The sequence below is a fragment of the Salibacterium qingdaonense genome (genome assembly GCF_900114715.1).
GTDB classification, from domain to species: domain Bacteria; phylum Bacillota; class Bacilli; order Bacillales; family Marinococcaceae; genus Salibacterium; species Salibacterium qingdaonense.
In genome coordinates this window covers 151,560-167,408 of sequence record NZ_FOTY01000002.1, presented here as the reverse complement: position 1 = coordinate 167,408, position 15,849 = coordinate 151,560, and the positions used below count along the sequence as shown (strand labels likewise).

General features: G+C 46.7%; 20 protein-coding genes. 3 read left to right on the top strand and 17 right to left on the bottom strand.

Annotated features, from left to right (window positions below; all coding sequences use genetic code 11):
• Window positions 1–6 precede the first annotated feature (6 nt).
• The 5 genes from BM058_RS18500 to BM058_RS02420 all read right to left on the bottom strand — a co-directional run bounded on the left by BM058_RS18500 (window position 7) and on the right by BM058_RS02420 (window position 4,202).
• Window positions 7–876 carry a peptidoglycan recognition protein family protein gene (locus tag BM058_RS18500; protein ID WP_090925445.1) on the bottom strand — a complete coding sequence of 290 codons (870 nt, stop codon included), beginning with the start codon at window positions 874–876 and terminating at the stop codon, window positions 7–9.
• 167 nt (window positions 877–1,043) lie between these two features.
• Complete coding sequence (locus BM058_RS02435) at window positions 1,044–2,153, bottom strand: NADH:flavin oxidoreductase (RefSeq protein WP_090925444.1); 1,110 nt, start codon at window positions 2,151–2,153, stop codon at window positions 1,044–1,046.
• A 76-nt stretch (window positions 2,154–2,229) separates the two neighbouring features.
• Window positions 2,230–2,703: an acyl-CoA thioesterase gene (locus BM058_RS02430; protein ID WP_090925443.1), complete on the bottom strand. Its 474-nt coding sequence runs from the start codon at window positions 2,701–2,703 to the stop codon at window positions 2,230–2,232.
• 96 nt (window positions 2,704–2,799) lie between these two features.
• A complete protein-coding gene (locus BM058_RS02425; protein WP_090925442.1) occupies window positions 2,800–3,054 on the bottom strand; it encodes a hypothetical protein in 255 nt (84 codons plus the stop codon).
• Between the two features lie 161 nt (window positions 3,055–3,215).
• Window positions 3,216–4,202, bottom strand: a complete 987-nt coding sequence (locus BM058_RS02420) for an S-layer homology domain-containing protein (protein WP_090925441.1) — start codon at window positions 4,200–4,202, stop codon at window positions 3,216–3,218.
• A 176-nt stretch (window positions 4,203–4,378) separates the two neighbouring features.
• On the opposite strand from BM058_RS02420, the gene BM058_RS02415 reads away from it, so the two are divergent.
• The gene (locus BM058_RS02415; RefSeq protein ID WP_090925440.1) at window positions 4,379–4,585 is read left to right on the top strand and encodes a hypothetical protein; all 207 of its coding nucleotides are present in this window, start codon (window positions 4,379–4,381) and stop codon (window positions 4,583–4,585) included.
• On the opposite strand, the gene BM058_RS02410 is transcribed toward BM058_RS02415, so the two are convergent.
• From BM058_RS02410 to BM058_RS02365, 10 genes are all read right to left on the bottom strand, one after another.
• Window positions 4,579–5,382: a MaoC family dehydratase gene (locus BM058_RS02410; RefSeq protein WP_090925439.1), complete on the bottom strand. Its 804-nt coding sequence runs from the start codon at window positions 5,380–5,382 to the stop codon at window positions 4,579–4,581. The two genes, BM058_RS02415 and BM058_RS02410, sit on opposite strands and share 7 nt — an antisense overlap.
• Window positions 5,379–6,545 carry a thiolase family protein gene (locus BM058_RS02405; RefSeq protein ID WP_090925438.1) on the bottom strand — a complete coding sequence of 389 codons (1,167 nt, stop codon included), beginning with the start codon at window positions 6,543–6,545 and terminating at the stop codon, window positions 5,379–5,381. The genes BM058_RS02410 and BM058_RS02405 overlap by 4 nt, the downstream gene beginning before the upstream one ends.
• On the bottom strand, window positions 6,542–8,062 hold the full coding sequence (locus tag BM058_RS02400) for an AMP-binding protein (RefSeq protein WP_090925437.1): 1,521 nt from the start codon (window positions 8,060–8,062) through the stop codon (window positions 6,542–6,544). Before BM058_RS02400 ends, BM058_RS02405 begins: the two co-directional genes overlap by 4 nt.
• 10 nt (window positions 8,063–8,072) lie before the next feature.
• The gene (locus BM058_RS02395; protein WP_090925436.1) at window positions 8,073–8,645 is read right to left on the bottom strand and encodes a biotin transporter BioY; all 573 of its coding nucleotides are present in this window, start codon (window positions 8,643–8,645) and stop codon (window positions 8,073–8,075) included.
• Between the two features lie 95 nt (window positions 8,646–8,740).
• A complete protein-coding gene (gene tagH, locus BM058_RS02390) occupies window positions 8,741–9,556 on the bottom strand; it encodes a teichoic acids export ABC transporter ATP-binding subunit TagH (protein ID WP_090925435.1) in 816 nt (271 codons plus the stop codon).
• A gap of 17 nt (window positions 9,557–9,573) precedes the next feature.
• Entirely contained in the window at window positions 9,574–10,383 is an 810-nt protein-coding gene (locus BM058_RS02385; protein ID WP_090925434.1) for an ABC transporter permease, read from the bottom strand.
• Window positions 10,384–10,407: 24 nt separating this feature from the next.
• Window positions 10,408–11,667 (bottom strand): CDP-glycerol glycerophosphotransferase family protein, encoded by a 1,260-nt coding sequence (locus tag BM058_RS02380; RefSeq protein ID WP_090925433.1) that lies wholly within the window; start codon window positions 11,665–11,667, stop codon window positions 10,408–10,410.
• Between the two features lie 109 nt (window positions 11,668–11,776).
• Window positions 11,777–12,175: a glycerol-3-phosphate cytidylyltransferase gene (tagD, locus tag BM058_RS02375; protein WP_090925432.1), complete on the bottom strand. Its 399-nt coding sequence runs from the start codon at window positions 12,173–12,175 to the stop codon at window positions 11,777–11,779.
• Between the two features lie 263 nt (window positions 12,176–12,438).
• Window positions 12,439–12,660: a hypothetical protein gene (locus tag BM058_RS02370; protein WP_090925431.1), complete on the bottom strand. Its 222-nt coding sequence runs from the start codon at window positions 12,658–12,660 to the stop codon at window positions 12,439–12,441.
• 160 nt (window positions 12,661–12,820) lie between these two features.
• Window positions 12,821–13,144 carry a DUF2680 domain-containing protein gene (locus tag BM058_RS02365; protein ID WP_090925430.1) on the bottom strand — a complete coding sequence of 108 codons (324 nt, stop codon included), beginning with the start codon at window positions 13,142–13,144 and terminating at the stop codon, window positions 12,821–12,823.
• A gap of 120 nt (window positions 13,145–13,264) precedes the next feature.
• On the opposite strand from BM058_RS02365, the gene BM058_RS02360 reads away from it, so the two are divergent.
• Both BM058_RS02360 and BM058_RS02355 read left to right on the top strand, forming a co-directional pair.
• Window positions 13,265–13,420 (top strand): DUF1540 domain-containing protein, encoded by a 156-nt coding sequence (locus tag BM058_RS02360; protein ID WP_090925585.1) that lies wholly within the window; start codon window positions 13,265–13,267, stop codon window positions 13,418–13,420.
• Window positions 13,421–13,696: 276 nt separating this feature from the next.
• Window positions 13,697–14,524, top strand: a complete 828-nt coding sequence (locus BM058_RS02355; RefSeq protein WP_090925429.1) for a YihY/virulence factor BrkB family protein — start codon at window positions 13,697–13,699, stop codon at window positions 14,522–14,524.
• Here BM058_RS02355 and BM058_RS02350 read toward each other — a convergent pair.
• Together BM058_RS02350 and BM058_RS02345 are read right to left on the bottom strand one after the other, a co-directional pair.
• Window positions 14,517–15,173 carry an MOSC domain-containing protein gene (locus BM058_RS02350; RefSeq protein ID WP_090925428.1) on the bottom strand — a complete coding sequence of 219 codons (657 nt, stop codon included), beginning with the start codon at window positions 15,171–15,173 and terminating at the stop codon, window positions 14,517–14,519. The two genes, BM058_RS02355 and BM058_RS02350, sit on opposite strands and share 8 nt — an antisense overlap.
• Window positions 15,174–15,470: 297 nt before the next feature.
• Window positions 15,471–15,842 (bottom strand): bh protein, encoded by a 372-nt coding sequence (locus BM058_RS02345; RefSeq protein WP_245736792.1) that lies wholly within the window; start codon window positions 15,840–15,842, stop codon window positions 15,471–15,473.
• Window positions 15,843–15,849 lie beyond the last annotated feature (7 nt).

Sequence of the window (15,849 nt, the reverse complement as noted above, 5' to 3'; positions counted from 1 at the left end):
CACATCCTATGATTCTCCTTTTATCATTTGATGATAACGATGAAGCACGGTTGCCAGCTGCTCTCTTGAGACAGGTTCTCTTGGGTATTTTCCATTCAACAGACCCTGCTCTTCCGCCCATTTCCACGCGCTCTGGTGGGAAGGATTCGGCGTATGATCGTCCACTGTATCACCCCCTTCGGACAGAACTTCCTCCAGTTTTTCCATCGTGCGGGGACCTGCGATTCCGTCTTCTTTCAATCCATGTTTTCTCTGAAATGCTTCCACCGCAGCCTGTGTTTCTGTACCGAACTGTCCGTCTGCACCGTATATCGACAGATTTTCTCCGGCCTGCATCAGATCAGCCTGAAGCTGCTGTACCTGCTGCCCGGCGTCTCCCATATTAAGGATAATGGACTCACTACCTGTTAGAGGTTCTCCGGACCATAATGCTGCCCTTACCTCGTTCATCTCGATACCGGGACATAGTGTAGATGTCCCCGGAAGTTCTCTGTGTCCGAGAACATCCGAGACACTTAACTGAAGGTTCTTCATCGCTCGCTCTACCCTTTCATGCCATGACTTTTCCTGGACATCGGTAAACGAACCATCCCCGACAAGGCAGATATGGTACGTATAGGAATTGTGGCCGGATACTCCGTTTGTGACCATGGAAGGTGCGTAGCAGACCTGCACCGTGCCATCGCGGAGAATAATTTCGTGATATCCACCTGTCTGCCATGCCGGGGTGAACTGACTCCACGTCTGATGCCAAAACGACCAGAAATCTCCGCTTGTTGTCGCGGAATGATGGCGGATGATCTTGCGAATGCTGCTTTCCTTTCTCGTTTCATCACGCTTTGGTACATGGCTCCGAAGATCTTCAACCTGCGGCATCACTCTGCCTCCTTTCGCTTTAGAACCTCACTACTAAAATATGCCGCATCGAACAAAATGGATGGACAGGAAGCTTAATGAACACATGGATTTTTTATCAGACCGGCTTTCTGCAGCAATCCACCGAAAAAAAGCCGCTCCCATGAAAGGAACGGCTCAGGTAGTGTTTAATATAGGTTATTTAACGACTCACGGCTGTAGGCCTGCAGCTCATCAGCACGACCGTCCCGGACTTTTTCAGCCCAGGCGGGGTCCATTAAGAGAGAACGTCCGACAGCAGCCATGTCGAATTCATCATGTTGAAATCTTTCCATAAGACCGTCCAGGCTCGTGGTTTCTGCTCCGGCACCGCTTGTGAACTCTCCGTTCAAGCCGATAGATCCAACGATGATCGTCGGTTTGCCGGAGATTTTCTTCGTCCAGCCGGCCAGATTAAGATCGGATCCTTCAAATTCAGGTTCCCAGAACCGACGCGTGGAAGTATGGAAGATATCTACTCCGGCCTCAACCAGTGGAGTCAGAAATTCTTCCAGTTCTTCCGGCGTTTCCGCGATTTTTGCCTTATAATCAGACATCTTCCACTGGGAAAAACGGAAGATGATCGGAAAGTCCGGACCAACCGCTTCCCGGCAGGCTTCCACGATTTCCACAGCAAACCGTGTTCTGCCCTTTAGGTCTCCCCCGTACTCATCGGTACGATGATTCGTATGGCTCCAGATAAACTGATCGATTAGATAACCATGGGCACCGTGGATTTCAACCGCATCAAAACCAAGCCGTTTTGCATCGGCAGCGCCCTGAGCATAAGCGGACACCAAATCATGAATTTCTTTTGTTGTTAAGGGTTCCGATACTTTTTCACCTGTCAGGGCCAGTCCGGATGGACCAACAGGCATGGCCTCGGTATTCGGCTCATCTCCCGGACTGCGGGTCATGCCGACGTGCCAGAGCTGCGGTGCAATCTTCCCTCCGGCTGTATGTACTTCTTTTACTACCTGCTCCCAGCCCTGCAGTGCTTTTTCTCCGTAAAAAAGCGGGATGGATGACCCGGATACCGATGCTGGATGATTAATGCCGGTTCCTTCTGTCACAATCAGTCCGACATCATGCTCAGCACGTCTGCGGTAGTAGGAGGCAACATCTTCTGTTGGAATTCCTCCAGGTGAAAACCCGCGTGTCATCGGTGCCATTACAATCCGGTTGGAAAGCGCAAGTGCCCCTAGTTGAAATGGCTGAAATAATGGTTGAACGGTTGTATGTTCTGTTAAGTTTTTCATCGTTTATCTCCTTTACCTTAAGTGCTGCACAAAAGGTATTATCCCAAATGTCAGCTAGATTAAGGAAATATTCTGCTTACAGCACATCACTGCGCTTCTTTCTGTACTCTTTGCGCGCAGCAGCTGATTCATGGAGCCGTTTTTCTTCCTCTGTAACGGGGATGACACCCGGCACTTCGATAGGGCGTCCTTCTTCGTTCACAGCCACCATCGTCAAAAACGACTGAGTAGTCAAGCGTTTTTCATTTGTCAACAAATCATGGGAATATACCCGTACAAACACTTCCATCGATGTCCGTCCGGTGGATGTCACAAAGGCTTCCAGTTCAAGTGCTTCTCCCGCTTTCGCCGAGGAAAGAAAATCCACCGAATCCATTGAAGCGGTAACAACGATACTGCTGCAGTGTTTCATAGCGGACAGTGCTGCAATCTCGTCAATATAACCCATAACCTTTCCTCCGAAAATGGTCTGCAGATGATTGGTATCCGGCGGCAGCACAAGCCGTGTCTGTATTGTTCTTGATTCTTCCATCCGCTGCTCTGTTTTCATATAGACCTGCCCCTTTCAAGCGCCGTTCTACCTGCCCCTTTCAAGCGCCGTTCTACCTGCCCCTTTCAAGCGCCGTTCTACAGGAAAGAGCATCCATTATCTGGATGCTCTTTCCTCCTGCAGACGTCTTATCTGCGATTCTGTTCTAGCAAAAATGGTACCCGCTTCTTCTTCAGAAACGCTGAAATTCTCTGCTGCTTTTTTTTCTACATACGTATCATTAGCAGCTACATCATATTTTTCTCCGGCCTGTTCGAGTTCATCGTATTTCTCCTGCATGAATGTGTATACGTCCCGATCCAGTTCCGGAAGAGTTTCAACGACCTGTTGTACTGCATCTTTGTCCATCACGATGTTGTTCCTCCTTCATGTCCTTGGGTATTCATTTTTGTGGTAAAAGTCATGTTCATTCATTTTACACGTTTGCTTCTTTGTTATTATAACACAATTCTTCTGCAAACCAACAAGCCGGCCATAAAAATCAGGACCGCGTGAAAACGGTCCTGAACTGTTTAATCTACCGTTTTCAAGCTATAGATCGTATCCCGGATTTCGTTACTATTTGTGGAATAAAATGCTTCGGATACTTCTCCACTCACATGGTACTCTATATCGTCTTCAATGCGGACGAGATCAAATGTGATCGTATTATCTTCCCTTTTCGACTGATAATGCGCTTTATCTCCATTTTGGAGAGTGACTTCCTGATAGTTCGAAAGGTCCGGTGCAGTACTTTCCATATGGTGTGTTCCGTAAGCACGGATGGTGGAAGCTGTATCGTTGTGCAGAACTTTTCCATCTCCATTATCAGCTTCCTGAGCGGCAGTCCAGTCATCCGGATAGGTCACTTCATAACTAAAACGTTCATTTATATATGTTGTCCGGTCCGGCTCCACGAACTGCTCCGGACTAAGAGCCCTTGCGAGAAACACAGAAAACTGTGCTCTAGTGACATTTTCATTCGGCCCGAATGTTCCATCTTGATATCCCGTGGTTATATCCGCCTGGGCAATAGCCTGAATATCATGGAAAAACACATCACCTTCTTCAACATCCCGGAAATAATTCGAACCCTCTCCATCCGAAAAATCAAAAGAACGGTTCAGTACGGCAGCCATCTGTCCTCTTTTCAATGAGTTATTCGGTAGAAACCTGCCATCGTTCCCTGTAATTATTTCTTCATCTTTCACAGCCGCCGCTTCTTCAAAGGCGTGAAAATCCCGGGTTATGTCCGAGAAACCGGGAGACGGCCGATTTCCTGTTTCCAAATCCAGAGCCTTCACTATCATTGCCGCAGCCTGACTGCGCTTCACCGGCTCATTAGGGTGAAAATCTCCGTCTTCGTATCCGGAAATGATTCCCTGATCCGATAGATAGGTGATTTCACTTTCCGCCCAAAAGGTCTGTGATACATCATCAAAAGACTGCGCAAGCGCAGACCCGGTGGCTGAGATAAACAGCCCTGCTGTCAAAGCCACCGCCATACCTGTTCGTTTCATCGTATTCCCTCCAGCATGAATTTATATATATCATCATTTTTTCTATTACCCTTTTTCCATACAGAAAAATCTCCTTTTTCTCCGCGTATACATACACTGCAAAAAAAGCATACTAATTAACAAAAGCGCATGGCGCCTTGAAATAGTGCAATCCGGGTGAAAAGGAGGTGAGCTGCATGAATCTTTGGAGCAAATGGACGGAATGGAGAGAAAAGTCTAAACAAAAACGAATCTCTGAAATGGAACAGCAGGGGAAATGTCCGGATTGCCGGGGACGGGGGATTCACCTGATGCCGAATGAATATTATTACACGGATCCTCTTTACTGCCCGGGGTGCGACGGCAGCGGGCAGTATTCCGACTGGGCCTCCCGCTCTTATTGAAACCCTCCCCGGGCGACCGGTTTTCCATCCAGTGTCCGTGATGTTATGCTTCCTGACGAAGATGCCTGCACATAAAGTGTTTCTCCTGCTGTTAACGGAGAAAGGAAACGATGCCAATACCGTTGGATATATCCCTTTTGCTCCAGCCGTTCGTGCATGCAGCACGCAGAAGCCCCCATGATCAACATTCCCTGCACAATTTCGGCTGGATAACCGGCGCCCTCCGCTGCTTTTCTGTCCGTATGGACAGGCTGGTCATCGCCGGAACATTGTGCATATTCGGTAATCCACGGCTTCGAAAAAACAAGGGGAACAGCATCCCTCTCTATACGTTGCCTGTATGTCCGGGATTTGTTATTCTGCTGACGTCGTTCATCGAGCGGCCGCAGCGTAACGGTATTTGCTTCCAGCCTGATCCGGTTCTTTGTCGTCATACGCAAGGTCTCCGTTACACGCTGAAACGTTCCGGAAAAAAGAGACACCTCTTCCACACTTGATAATGTAATGGAAACATCGGTCATCATGCCTGCTGTAATTGGGCTGCCGAAACGAAAATCCTGTTTTTCAAGTATTATTCGATTTGATATCTGATCCCACGGTTTCACTATCCTGTTCCATAAATACATCGGAAATGTCGGGGGCATGAGAACATCAGCATAACCGTAAGACCTCGCTGCATACGGATTATGATAGAGCGGATGCGTGTCTCTAAGACAGGAAGCCCAGGCTTTGATGTCGAAATCGGTTATCATAAAAGATTCACGGACAGCCTTCCCTACTTTTGCCGGGGAGATCATCGTTTTTCTCCTTCTGCTACCGTTCTGTTCCTGCACAGGACAGCCGTTCCCATTCCTCCTCCGATTCCCATAACCGCAATCCCGATCTTTGTCTGCCTTCTTTTCATTTCCGACCAGAGTCTTGTAATATTAACCGCACCGGATGCCCCGTAAGGATGTCCAAGCGCAATCGCTCCACCGCCGGTATTTACGTTATCCAGCGGCATGGAAAGTTCGCGCAGGCAGGCGAGTGTCTGGGAAGCAAACGCTTCATTAAACTCCATTTGGCTGATGTCATTTATGTGCAGTCCGTTGTCTGCAAGGCACTGTTTAACGGCCGGTACTGCCCCGAGTCCCGGAATATTTGGATCGACACCGGCAGCAGCGGTATCGACAACCTCCAGTTCAGGAGCCAGTCCGTATTCCTCTGCTTTTTCTTCACTCATAAGCAGGACAGCGGCTGCTCCGTCATTAACCGGACAGGAATTACCCGCTGTAACGGTGCCTTTCTCGACAAAAGCCGGCGGCATCCTTTGAAGCAGGGAAGGGCTGATATTGGTACGGGGGCCTTCATCCTCGCCGCTTCCCGGGAGAGGAACGATTTCTTCGTTGTACCAACCCTGCTCCCGTGCATGGACAGCCTTACGGTGGCTTTCTGCAGCAAAAGCATCCTGATCCTGCCTTGAAATCCCGTATACTTCAGCCGTTCGTTCAGCTGCTGTGCCCATATTCGGATCTCCGATTTCTTCCGGTGAAAAACGAGCCCTTTCATAAAAGCGGGGATATTCCTTATAGTGATTACCCGGCTTTTCCATTTTCCATGGAGCGAGGCTTACACTTTCCACACCGCCTGCTATATATACATCTCCTGCTCCGGCTTGTATCAGGCGGGAAGCAAGTGAGACGGCTTCCATTCCTGAACCGCATTGACGATCGACGGTCACTCCCGGCACACTCACCGGAAAACCGGCGGCAAGTGCGGAAAGACGGGCAAGGTTACCTCCTGGACCAATCACGTTTCCGAGCACCACATCATTGATGTCTTCAGCCGGAACTCCGGTTTCCTCCAGCAGATGGCAAAACACAGCAGCCGCCATCCGTTCCGGTGCGATCTGACGGAGACTTCCTCCTGCTTTTCCTATCGGTGTACGTCCGCAGCATACAATAACAGGTTTGCGGCTCATATCTTTACCCCTTTCTTTTTAATGAGGGCGGCTGCCTTTTTCCTTGCCGGTTTCCCACTGGTTGTAAGCGGCATTTCCTCAATCATCACCCATTGTTTCGGGCATTTATAGGAAGCCGTGTACTTCCGGCAGTAATGTTTTAATTCCAGATGAAGCGTTTCCGTCCGGACGCCTGATGAAGGTTCGATGCACGCTGCTGCTATTTCCCCCCAATACTCATCTGTCAGCCCTGTCACCGCTGTTTCTTTCACAGACGGATGGGAGTTGAGCAGCGTTTCAACTTCCTCTGGAAATATATTCAGACCTCCGCTGATGATTTTATTTTTACGACGGCCAACCAGACATAACAGGCCGTCCTTTTCCTCCCGGACGATATCACCTGATGGAATCCATTTCTTCGGAACAGGGAAAGGTTCATGCTCATAGCCGGAAAATACCATCGGACTTTTGACAAATAATTCTCCGGCTTCTCCCGGCTGAACCTCCCGGCCTCTTTCATCCCGTATCGAAAATTCCACCGTGGAAAAGGGGTACCCAAGAGCGGACGTCCGCTTCATTACATCCTCCCCTTTACAGATGGCAACAAAGCTGAGTTCGGAAGAACCGTAAAACGACATCCACTCCGCTCCGGGAAAAAGCGAACGCAGCTTCTCCAGTGCAGCAGGGGAGCACCGATCTCCGGAAATGATGCATTTATAGAGCGGCATGTTTTGGCTATGTTCCCGCTCTACGATTTGACCCAAAGCCTCATACATCGTCGGCACCCCGTACATAACCGTGATGGATTCCTGCCGGCAGCGTTCAAGAAGCCTCTCTGCCTGAAAAGATGATTCGATGTAACAGACTGCCCCGGCGTGAAGGGTGTGGAGCGCGGCAAACAAAAAGAGAGAATGGACGAGCGGACCGGGAACAACTACCTTGTCCAGCCTCCGAATTTTCAGTTCCCTGTCCCCTTCCTGAAAACTTGTCATCCATGATTGCTGTGTTCGAATAAACCCTTTTGGCATGCCTGTAGAGCCGGAGGTAAATCCCATATAAAACAGGGACATAGGCAATTCTTCGGAAAGGGGAACGTCTATATTTTCGGCAGCGTCCCACGGTCTTTCATCAGTTGGGACTTCTTTGACCCCGACATGCAGCGATATGATCCGGGTGACCTTTTGCCACTCGCTGAAATAGGCGTCATATGTACTGTCCAGAAACAAATAGTCCGGTTCTGTCTGTTTAAGTACGGCTGTTATTTCTTCGCTGCTCCATTTAGGATCCAGCGTGACCACCATCCAGCCTGCTTTTGCTGTGCCGAGAACAATCTCGAGAAATTCCGGACTGTTTGGCAGAAGGACCGCCGCTTTCGAATACCCGTTTCCGGCTTTCCGTTCTTTCTGGTGCATCCATTGCGCCATACAGTTTGTGGTATCCTCCAGCTCTTGATAGGAAATGGCTCTGCCGTCACAGAAGACGGCTGTTTTATCCGGGTAGTATTTGGCGTTTTCTCTGATGGAAGCAGCAATGGACATGACTGTCCCCCTAACCTGCTTTTTTGTTCCTGTACTCTTTCTCTTTCAATAGGAAGGGTTGGCGCCGGGCAATGTGGACTGCCACATAAGAAGCCACAACTGCTTTCAGGGTGTCTCCCGGGAGAAATCCAAGAGTGCCAATTAGAGCGCCCTGATAGGAAAGATCCGAAATAAAAGTCTGATACAGTGTACCGGATATATGTATGAGCAGAAGTCCTCCCACTATATTCGCAGCCAATGCACCGGGCATCCGGAGATGAGGAAGCATCTTTTCCGTAATCCACCCCGTTACAAACGCAGCTGCCGGCCAGGACAATATATAGCCGCCGCTAGGTCCGAGCAAAACGCCAAGACCTCCCCTTCCGCCGGAGAGTATCGGCATGCCGACCGCAATTAAAGCAACCACAAGAAGCATGCTTCCTCCTCCCAGCTTGGCACCAAGCAGCGAACCGGTGAGCATGACACCTAGTGTCTGAGCTGTAACAGGAACCGGGGTCATAGGAATCGGTATCGGCGGAAGCAGACCCAGCACTCCAACGACTGCAGCAAACATAGCCATATACATCATATTTCTCGTATTCATTGTAAACTCCTCCTGTCCATCTATAAAACACAATGTAAACGAGAAAAAAATAAATGTCAACCTACCATATTGTAAGTTGACATTTGTGAGTGTGTCTACTCTGCCGTCTTCCGCCCGTTTTTTGGATTGCTCTGTCTGGCAAACCCCTGCTGACGGAACTCTTTGCGCTTTTTTTTAGACCAGGTGTTATAATCCTGCAGAAACGCTTCATAGTCCTCCGCCACTTCCTGCAGCGTCCCGGATTTTTTTATTTCTCCGAATTCCAGCCAAATCGCTTTCGTGCAGAATTCTTTCATCTGCGTAAGAGAATGGCTCACAAAAAACATCGTTTTGCCGCGTGATTTGAATTCCTGCATTTTATCAAGACTTTTTTTGGCAAAAGCTTTATCCCCGACCGATAACGCTTCATCGACAATTAAAATCTCCGGGTCAATACTGACGTTAATCGAAAATCCAAGCCTTGACTTCATACCTTTGGAATACGATTTCACCGGTTGATCGATAAATTTATCCATTTCAGCAAATTCAATGATCTCCGGCTCCAGCTTTTTAATTTCTTTACGGGTGAAGCCAAGCATTAAACATTTCATTTCGATATTTTCCCTTCCGGTCAGTTTATTGTTCAATCCGGAAGAGACATCGATAATGGCCGGCTCCCCGTGAATAGTGAGTTCTCCACTCGTCTGTGGTACGATTCCCGCGATAATATTGGACAACGTGGATTTTCCGGATCCATTCACTCCGAGCAGACCAATAATATCTCCTTCTTCTGCTTCAAAGGAAACATCCCGGAGCGCATAGAATGCTTCCCCGTACTCCCCGGGGAGTACGAGATCTTTCAAACGCTCCGACTGGCCGGCATATAACTTGAATGTTTTTGTAATGTTTTTCGCCGATACCGCGGACTGCATAAGACCAGCCTCCCTGTCTACAGAAAATCAATAAAATGCTTTCGAAAACGGGTGTGAAGAAGCGCCCCCGCCGCGAATAACACAACGACAACCGCCCAGAAATAAAGGCTGTACTGCCAGTGCTCCACCATGTACCAGGACCCTCCGAAAAAAGCGGCCCGGTACCCTTCGGCCAGATAATACAGAGGATTGAGCTTCATCAGATCCTGAACAAAGGCAGGAAGTGTATCCGATACCCAGAGAAAAGGGCTGATATATAAAAACACACGTATCGTCGACTGAATAAACATTTGGATATCGCGGATGACGGTTGTAAGTGTCGACGTTATCAACAGAACTGATGTAATGAGCATCAGCATACTTACGATAAAATACGGAAACTGAAGATAATAAATCGATACCTTATAGTCTGTGAACTGCATGTAGATCACGACCAAAAGCAGTATCAAAAGATGCGGATAGAGTCTTGAAATCATGACGTACACCGGAATGATACTGGATGGAAAATTCATTTTTGACACGAGACGTATCTTTGTATAAATAGCTTTGGACCCCTGTGTCACGGCGGGATGAACAAAAAACCAGATCGTAATGCCCGCCGACATCCAGCTCAAGTAAGGAATGCCGCCTACAGCACTGTTTTCCCCTCTGATACCAAAACCGAACACGAACCAGTAAATCGCCATAAAAAAGAGGGGGGTAATCAGTTCCCAGGCTTCCCCCAGATAATTGTTGTTGTTTTTTATTTTTACTTCATAAAGAGCGAGACGATTGATTAATCTTATATTCTCCCAGAGTTCTTTTGCAATCTTCAGGATTGCTTTCATTTTAATCCCCTCTTTTTCAACTGCTTAATCCTCTGGAAAAACAGTTTCTACCACTCTCTTGGCAGCATTCCCGTCTTCCAGCGCGTGAAAAGAGTCTTCAAAGTGTCGGATAGGTTCCGCGTACCTCGAGCGGATGGTATCGGCGTGTTTAATTTCTTCCACCAGCGACTCTGTCGTTTTCACAAGCGGTCCCGGGGCTTCATTTTCAAAATCGAAATAAAAACCACGCAGCGTATCCCGGTAATTATCGATATCATATACATAAAAAATCATCGGACGCTGCAGCACCCCGTAATCAAACATGACAGAAGAATAGTCTGTAATCAGCATATCACTGATGATATATAAATCACGGATATCTTCATAACGGGACGCATCCACTGCGAAATCTTCCCAGCCTCTGAGGTCAAGATGATCGGCAATCAAATAGTGAAGACGGAAAATCAGGAAGTACTCTTCTCCGAGTTCTTCTTTCATCCTCTCCATATCCAGCTGCACGTTGAACTTATATTTTCCGATAAAATGGTACTCGTTATCCCTCCACGTCGGAGCGTATAATACCACTTTTTTGCCTTTTGGCACACCAAGCCGTTCCTTTACAGCATCGACGTCCTCCTGCTTGTAATGGAACAGGTAATCATTTCTCGGATAACCGGTCTTCAGCATTGTCTGGTCAAAGGCAAAGGCCCTTTCAAATATTTGAGCAGAATACTCGTTTGGTGCCACGAGGTAACTCCATCTCCCGGCCTCAGCTACGAAATTTTTCTTGTACGTTTCCGTTGACGTGCCGGGCATATAGACCTCTTCCATGTCAAGTGCCAGCCTTTTCAGCGGAGTGCCGTGCCAGGTCTGAAGGTAAACAGTGTCGGCAGGTTTTGGAATCCATTTCGGAAGCCTGCTGTTAAAAACCCAGTATTTCGCTCTCATCATCACGATAAACCAACGCAGTGAAAAACGATGTATTGTACGCACGCCGTGTTTTTCAAAATAGTGCCGGAACCGGTGATCGATGCTCCAGTAATACGTGAAGTTACGATCCTCCTGCTTCAGTTCTTCATACACAGCACGCGGATTACAGCTGTACTGCTTGCCGAGAAAACTTTCAAAAACGATAATGTTTTCTTTTTTCGGCAGCTTTCCAATTAAACCGAAAACCTTCCGGTACATGCTTCTGATTGTTTTGGACTTTTTAAACTTCTTCCATTTCTTCAGATACTTCTTTTTCCGTTGATTTAACGGCTTTTTCACTCGTTTGTTGAACTTTTTTTTCAGGCGGTTATTCATACAACTCTTTACCCCTCTTTATTCATACCGGTGCTTTTTTTCCACTCGGTTCATTATATAATGTTCAGGAGGGAAAAAACAAAAAAAGAGAGAAAAAAATCCCTCTTTTTTAATAAGCATTCGCAAGAAGCAGTTCATTTTTAATCTTTGTAGTCGAAATATTGGCGGTTCTTGGGAGATATATGACATCACAGAAAGGAGCCAGATGATCAAAGCTTCCTTTCCAGTCATCCCCCATCACGAGTAAATCCACATCATGATGCAGGAGATCTTTCTTTTTTTGATTCCATTCATTTTCCGGAATGACCTCATCTACATACCGGACAGCTTCAAGAATTAACTTGCGCTGTTCATAAGGATAATACGCTTTTTTATTTTTTATGGCGTTAAATTCATCTGTAGAAATCGCTACAATTAGATAATCTCCCAGATCCTTGGCGCGTTTCAGTAGATTTATATGGCCCCAGTGCAGTAAATCGAAGGTGCCGTACGTAATTACTTTTTTCATGTGTAATCCTCCTAGTTTGAGACAAACATGATAGTTCTTATTGATTCTTAAATGTTTTTTCTCTTACAATTATTTTTACAATCTTAACGAAAAAATTAACCTCTTTTTATTGACTTTCAGAATTATATCATACATGTCACAAATGGACTATGTTCATTTCCTCAAATATAGGCATAATAGTATAAAAAAATATGTGAAAATCTCAAAATCGCTCATTTATGTGAAAGGCGGCAACCTTTATTGGATTGCCGCCTTTGCCTGATTTATTTTGTAGTGAAAAGCTGTCCTTTATATCCGTCTTCGGTTTTCCCTTCCGCTCTGGCTAACTTTCCGTCCTCAGCCAGCTTTTCACAGGCGGCGAGCACATCTTCAAGCGCCTTTTCCCCGTCATACAATTCTTCGTTAATTTCCGCGGGCGTGAAAACGCGGTTTGCCTGCTCTTCCACCTTTATATTATTAACAAAATCCTGAATCTCCTGCTGCATTGGTATCCTGTCCTTTCTTAAAGATACATTTACAATCTTAACAATTCGTTCTGCTTTCTTCATTTCTCTTTCAGTATTTTTTTAAACTTCTTTTTTTCGTCGTTTTATTTCATTCCTATCAGTAAAAAGCCTTTCCCCTGCTTCAGAGGGGAAAGGCTTTTTACTCTTCCTTTTCTTTTTTCCAGTGATGGGGGTGCGGGGGAATAAACTGACGCTCTTCCAGTTTGGCATAACCTTCCTCCAGCTGTTCTTTCATTTGTTCCCGTTTTTCTTCCGGTACGACGCCGAATTCGGTATATTTGTCAATTAATGTTTTCCTTTTCTCCAGAATACTGGAATGAATCTCAGCCAGTTCTTTTTGCTGGGCTTCTGTCAACTCAATCTGCCGCTCTTCCTGTTGTTCTTCTGCGCTCACTCCTGCAGGGACTCCCGAGAGAAAAAGCGCAGCTGCTGCCGCAGGTATTAACATCCATTTTTGTCTCATCCACAATTTCCTCCTTTTCAGCTGCTATGCCTAGTTTGTGAATAGCGGGGAATTTCATGCATTTTTTTCATGTTTAATTTGTTTGTTTTTCCCGCATAGTAGAGTAAGGGGGTGATGAGCATAGCACAGGACGTACTTTGCGAAGTTCACAATTGTGATTACTGGGAGGAAGGGAATCGCTGCAGTGCTGATCAGATTTATGTAGTCAGCCACAAAGGCAGCCAGGCTTCAAATGAACAGGAAACCGACTGCAAAACGTTTGAAAAAGCTCATTAATCACTAAAGCATATGTATTTCACAGCGGTATGCAAAAAGAGGGAGTCCCTTTACAGGGGGAACTCCCTCCTTTTTAAAACAAGATATTCCATAAAGCGCTGATAACAACAATAAGACCGATTATCATAAGTATAGTTCGAATCATTTCTGTGACACCCTCTCTTCTGTTTTAATATCAGCTTTCCCGGTCACCCCTATATGCAAACACCTCCCTATGAACAAAGAGGTTAATAAAGGACAAGACGGGGAATGGCATGAGAAAAGGAGGATGCTGCTATGGGAATACATACCGTGAATCATTTTTTTAAAACGCTGCTTCGGGAAATGAATGAAGACAGGGCTTTCGGTCTTGCGGCAGAACAGGCTTTTTATTATATGCTGTCTTTGTTTCCGCTGCTTATTTTATCCCTTTCGATACTCCCCTACTTTTCCATAGAAGCAGGAGAAGTCATGAGTCTCCTGCAGTCAGCGCTGCCTGACGGGACAGCTGCAATGCTTGAAGAGAATGTCTTCAGCATTGTTCAAAATGAGAACACCGGGCTGCTTACATTCGGTATTATCGGTACAATCTGGTCTGCCTCCACCGGTCTCAATGCATTTATAAAAGCCATGAATCAGGCTTTCAATGTGAAAACACCACGGGCTTTCTGGCAGACCAGGCTGTTATCCATTCTCTTAACGTTCGCGCTGCTGGTCGTTCTTATCCTTATTTTTGTTTTATCCATTTTTGGAAATGTGATTCTACAAACGGTAACCTCGTACCTCCCGGTGCAGGAACACACAGAGGTTCTTCTCCAGATGGTCCGCCGCCTGTTAAGTGTCCTCGTCATGATTGCACTGCTCTGCAGCCTGTATTATTTCGGCCCTAACACCCGGGTTCCGATGAAATACGTCCTTCCCGGTGCAGCAGCAGCGACTTTGATGTGGCAGTTGATTTCCGCCGGATTTTCTTTTTATGTACAGCAGTTTGGCAACTATTCGGCAACTTACGGAAGCCTCGGGGGTGTCATTGTTTTGATGCTGTGGCTGTTTCTCACGGGGCTCACACTTGTTATCGGCGGGGAAATCAATGCCGTGCTGCATCAGCGCAAAAATACTACTTGAGGTTTTGTATCCTTTTTTCAAGTTTACTACGCCACTGCTCTGCCAACGGGGGAACGTTGAGAATACGTTTCATTGCATCCACATTGCCGCGCTCGTGGAAATAAATGTTGTTGGCATACAGAACACTGATACGGCGTGCGTCTTCTTTCACTAATTCGATGCGTGAGTCTGCCTGTATCACCCCTTCCTGCAGTACTCTGCAGAAAAAACCGGTAAATCCGGTTGCGATAAACCTTTTCATCAGACCATCGCATCCGGTACGCCTGTCGATTTTAAGACAAGGCACCCGCCCCTGGGTCACTTGAATGACGGAGCTGCCGACTTGGTATGTATTGCCGATATACACCATGTCCTCCGTCATGCCTGCCACGGTCATATTCTCTCCGAACGCCGCCTGATCAAGTTTCCTCTCAAATTCTTCTTCCCATTTGCCGTAGTGTTCCAAAGGATAGATACAGACCGCTCTGTCTGTGCCGCCATGATTTTTTTTATCCGCCACATCATTACCTGTAATGCCTGATTTTTTCAACACCATGTTGTCTGCCTTCTGTTTCCTTATACCTGTTCGGAAAGCATGTCCTTGTTGATCCTGAATGTCCTGTGGACGTCCGGCAGCCAGATGATGAATAACCGGAGCTTGAGAATCCATTGTACATCACCCCTTTTTCCCTATTTTAGCATGTCAGGGGTGAAAACACAGTTTTCCAATCTGAGTAATCACCAATAGGCCTCTAATCAGACACATAGAAACGATTCATTAGTTATCCGGAGATCATGACTTCCGCCTGAAAATCATCTGTTTCCCTTTCTTTAATAAAAACCCGAGAACAATGGATTTTATAACTTTTTTTATCATCGTTTTACCTCCTTTCATCCATTCTTTCCTTTTCTTTCAGCCTTTCAAACGTAAGAAAGGCGCCGCCTCACTCCGGCAGCGCCTTCTTCATTATTTTCGGTAACGCCGTATCGCTTTCTGGGTGTCATTTGCGTCCCTGAACAACCTGTACGGTTTACTGATGACACGGCTTGGCAGGGAAAAAAAGAAGTGACTCAAATCCTCCCGGGATTCTTTTGAAAGCCGGGCCGGCTTTGTCGTGATACGCTGATACACCTCATCGTACAGTTCGTTCATAATATCAATGTCGATGTCCACAACCCGGCTGCACCGGCGGCAGGTGATAGTCGATATTTCTTCATTTATATACTGAATGACGTGAGGAGTCTCTTCTCTGCATTGAATACAGTAAAGGTCCGCCTGCATTTCGTGCGTTTTCACGTTACTCACCTCTTCTTCATGCATCAGATCCCCCGCCATCATGGAGCAG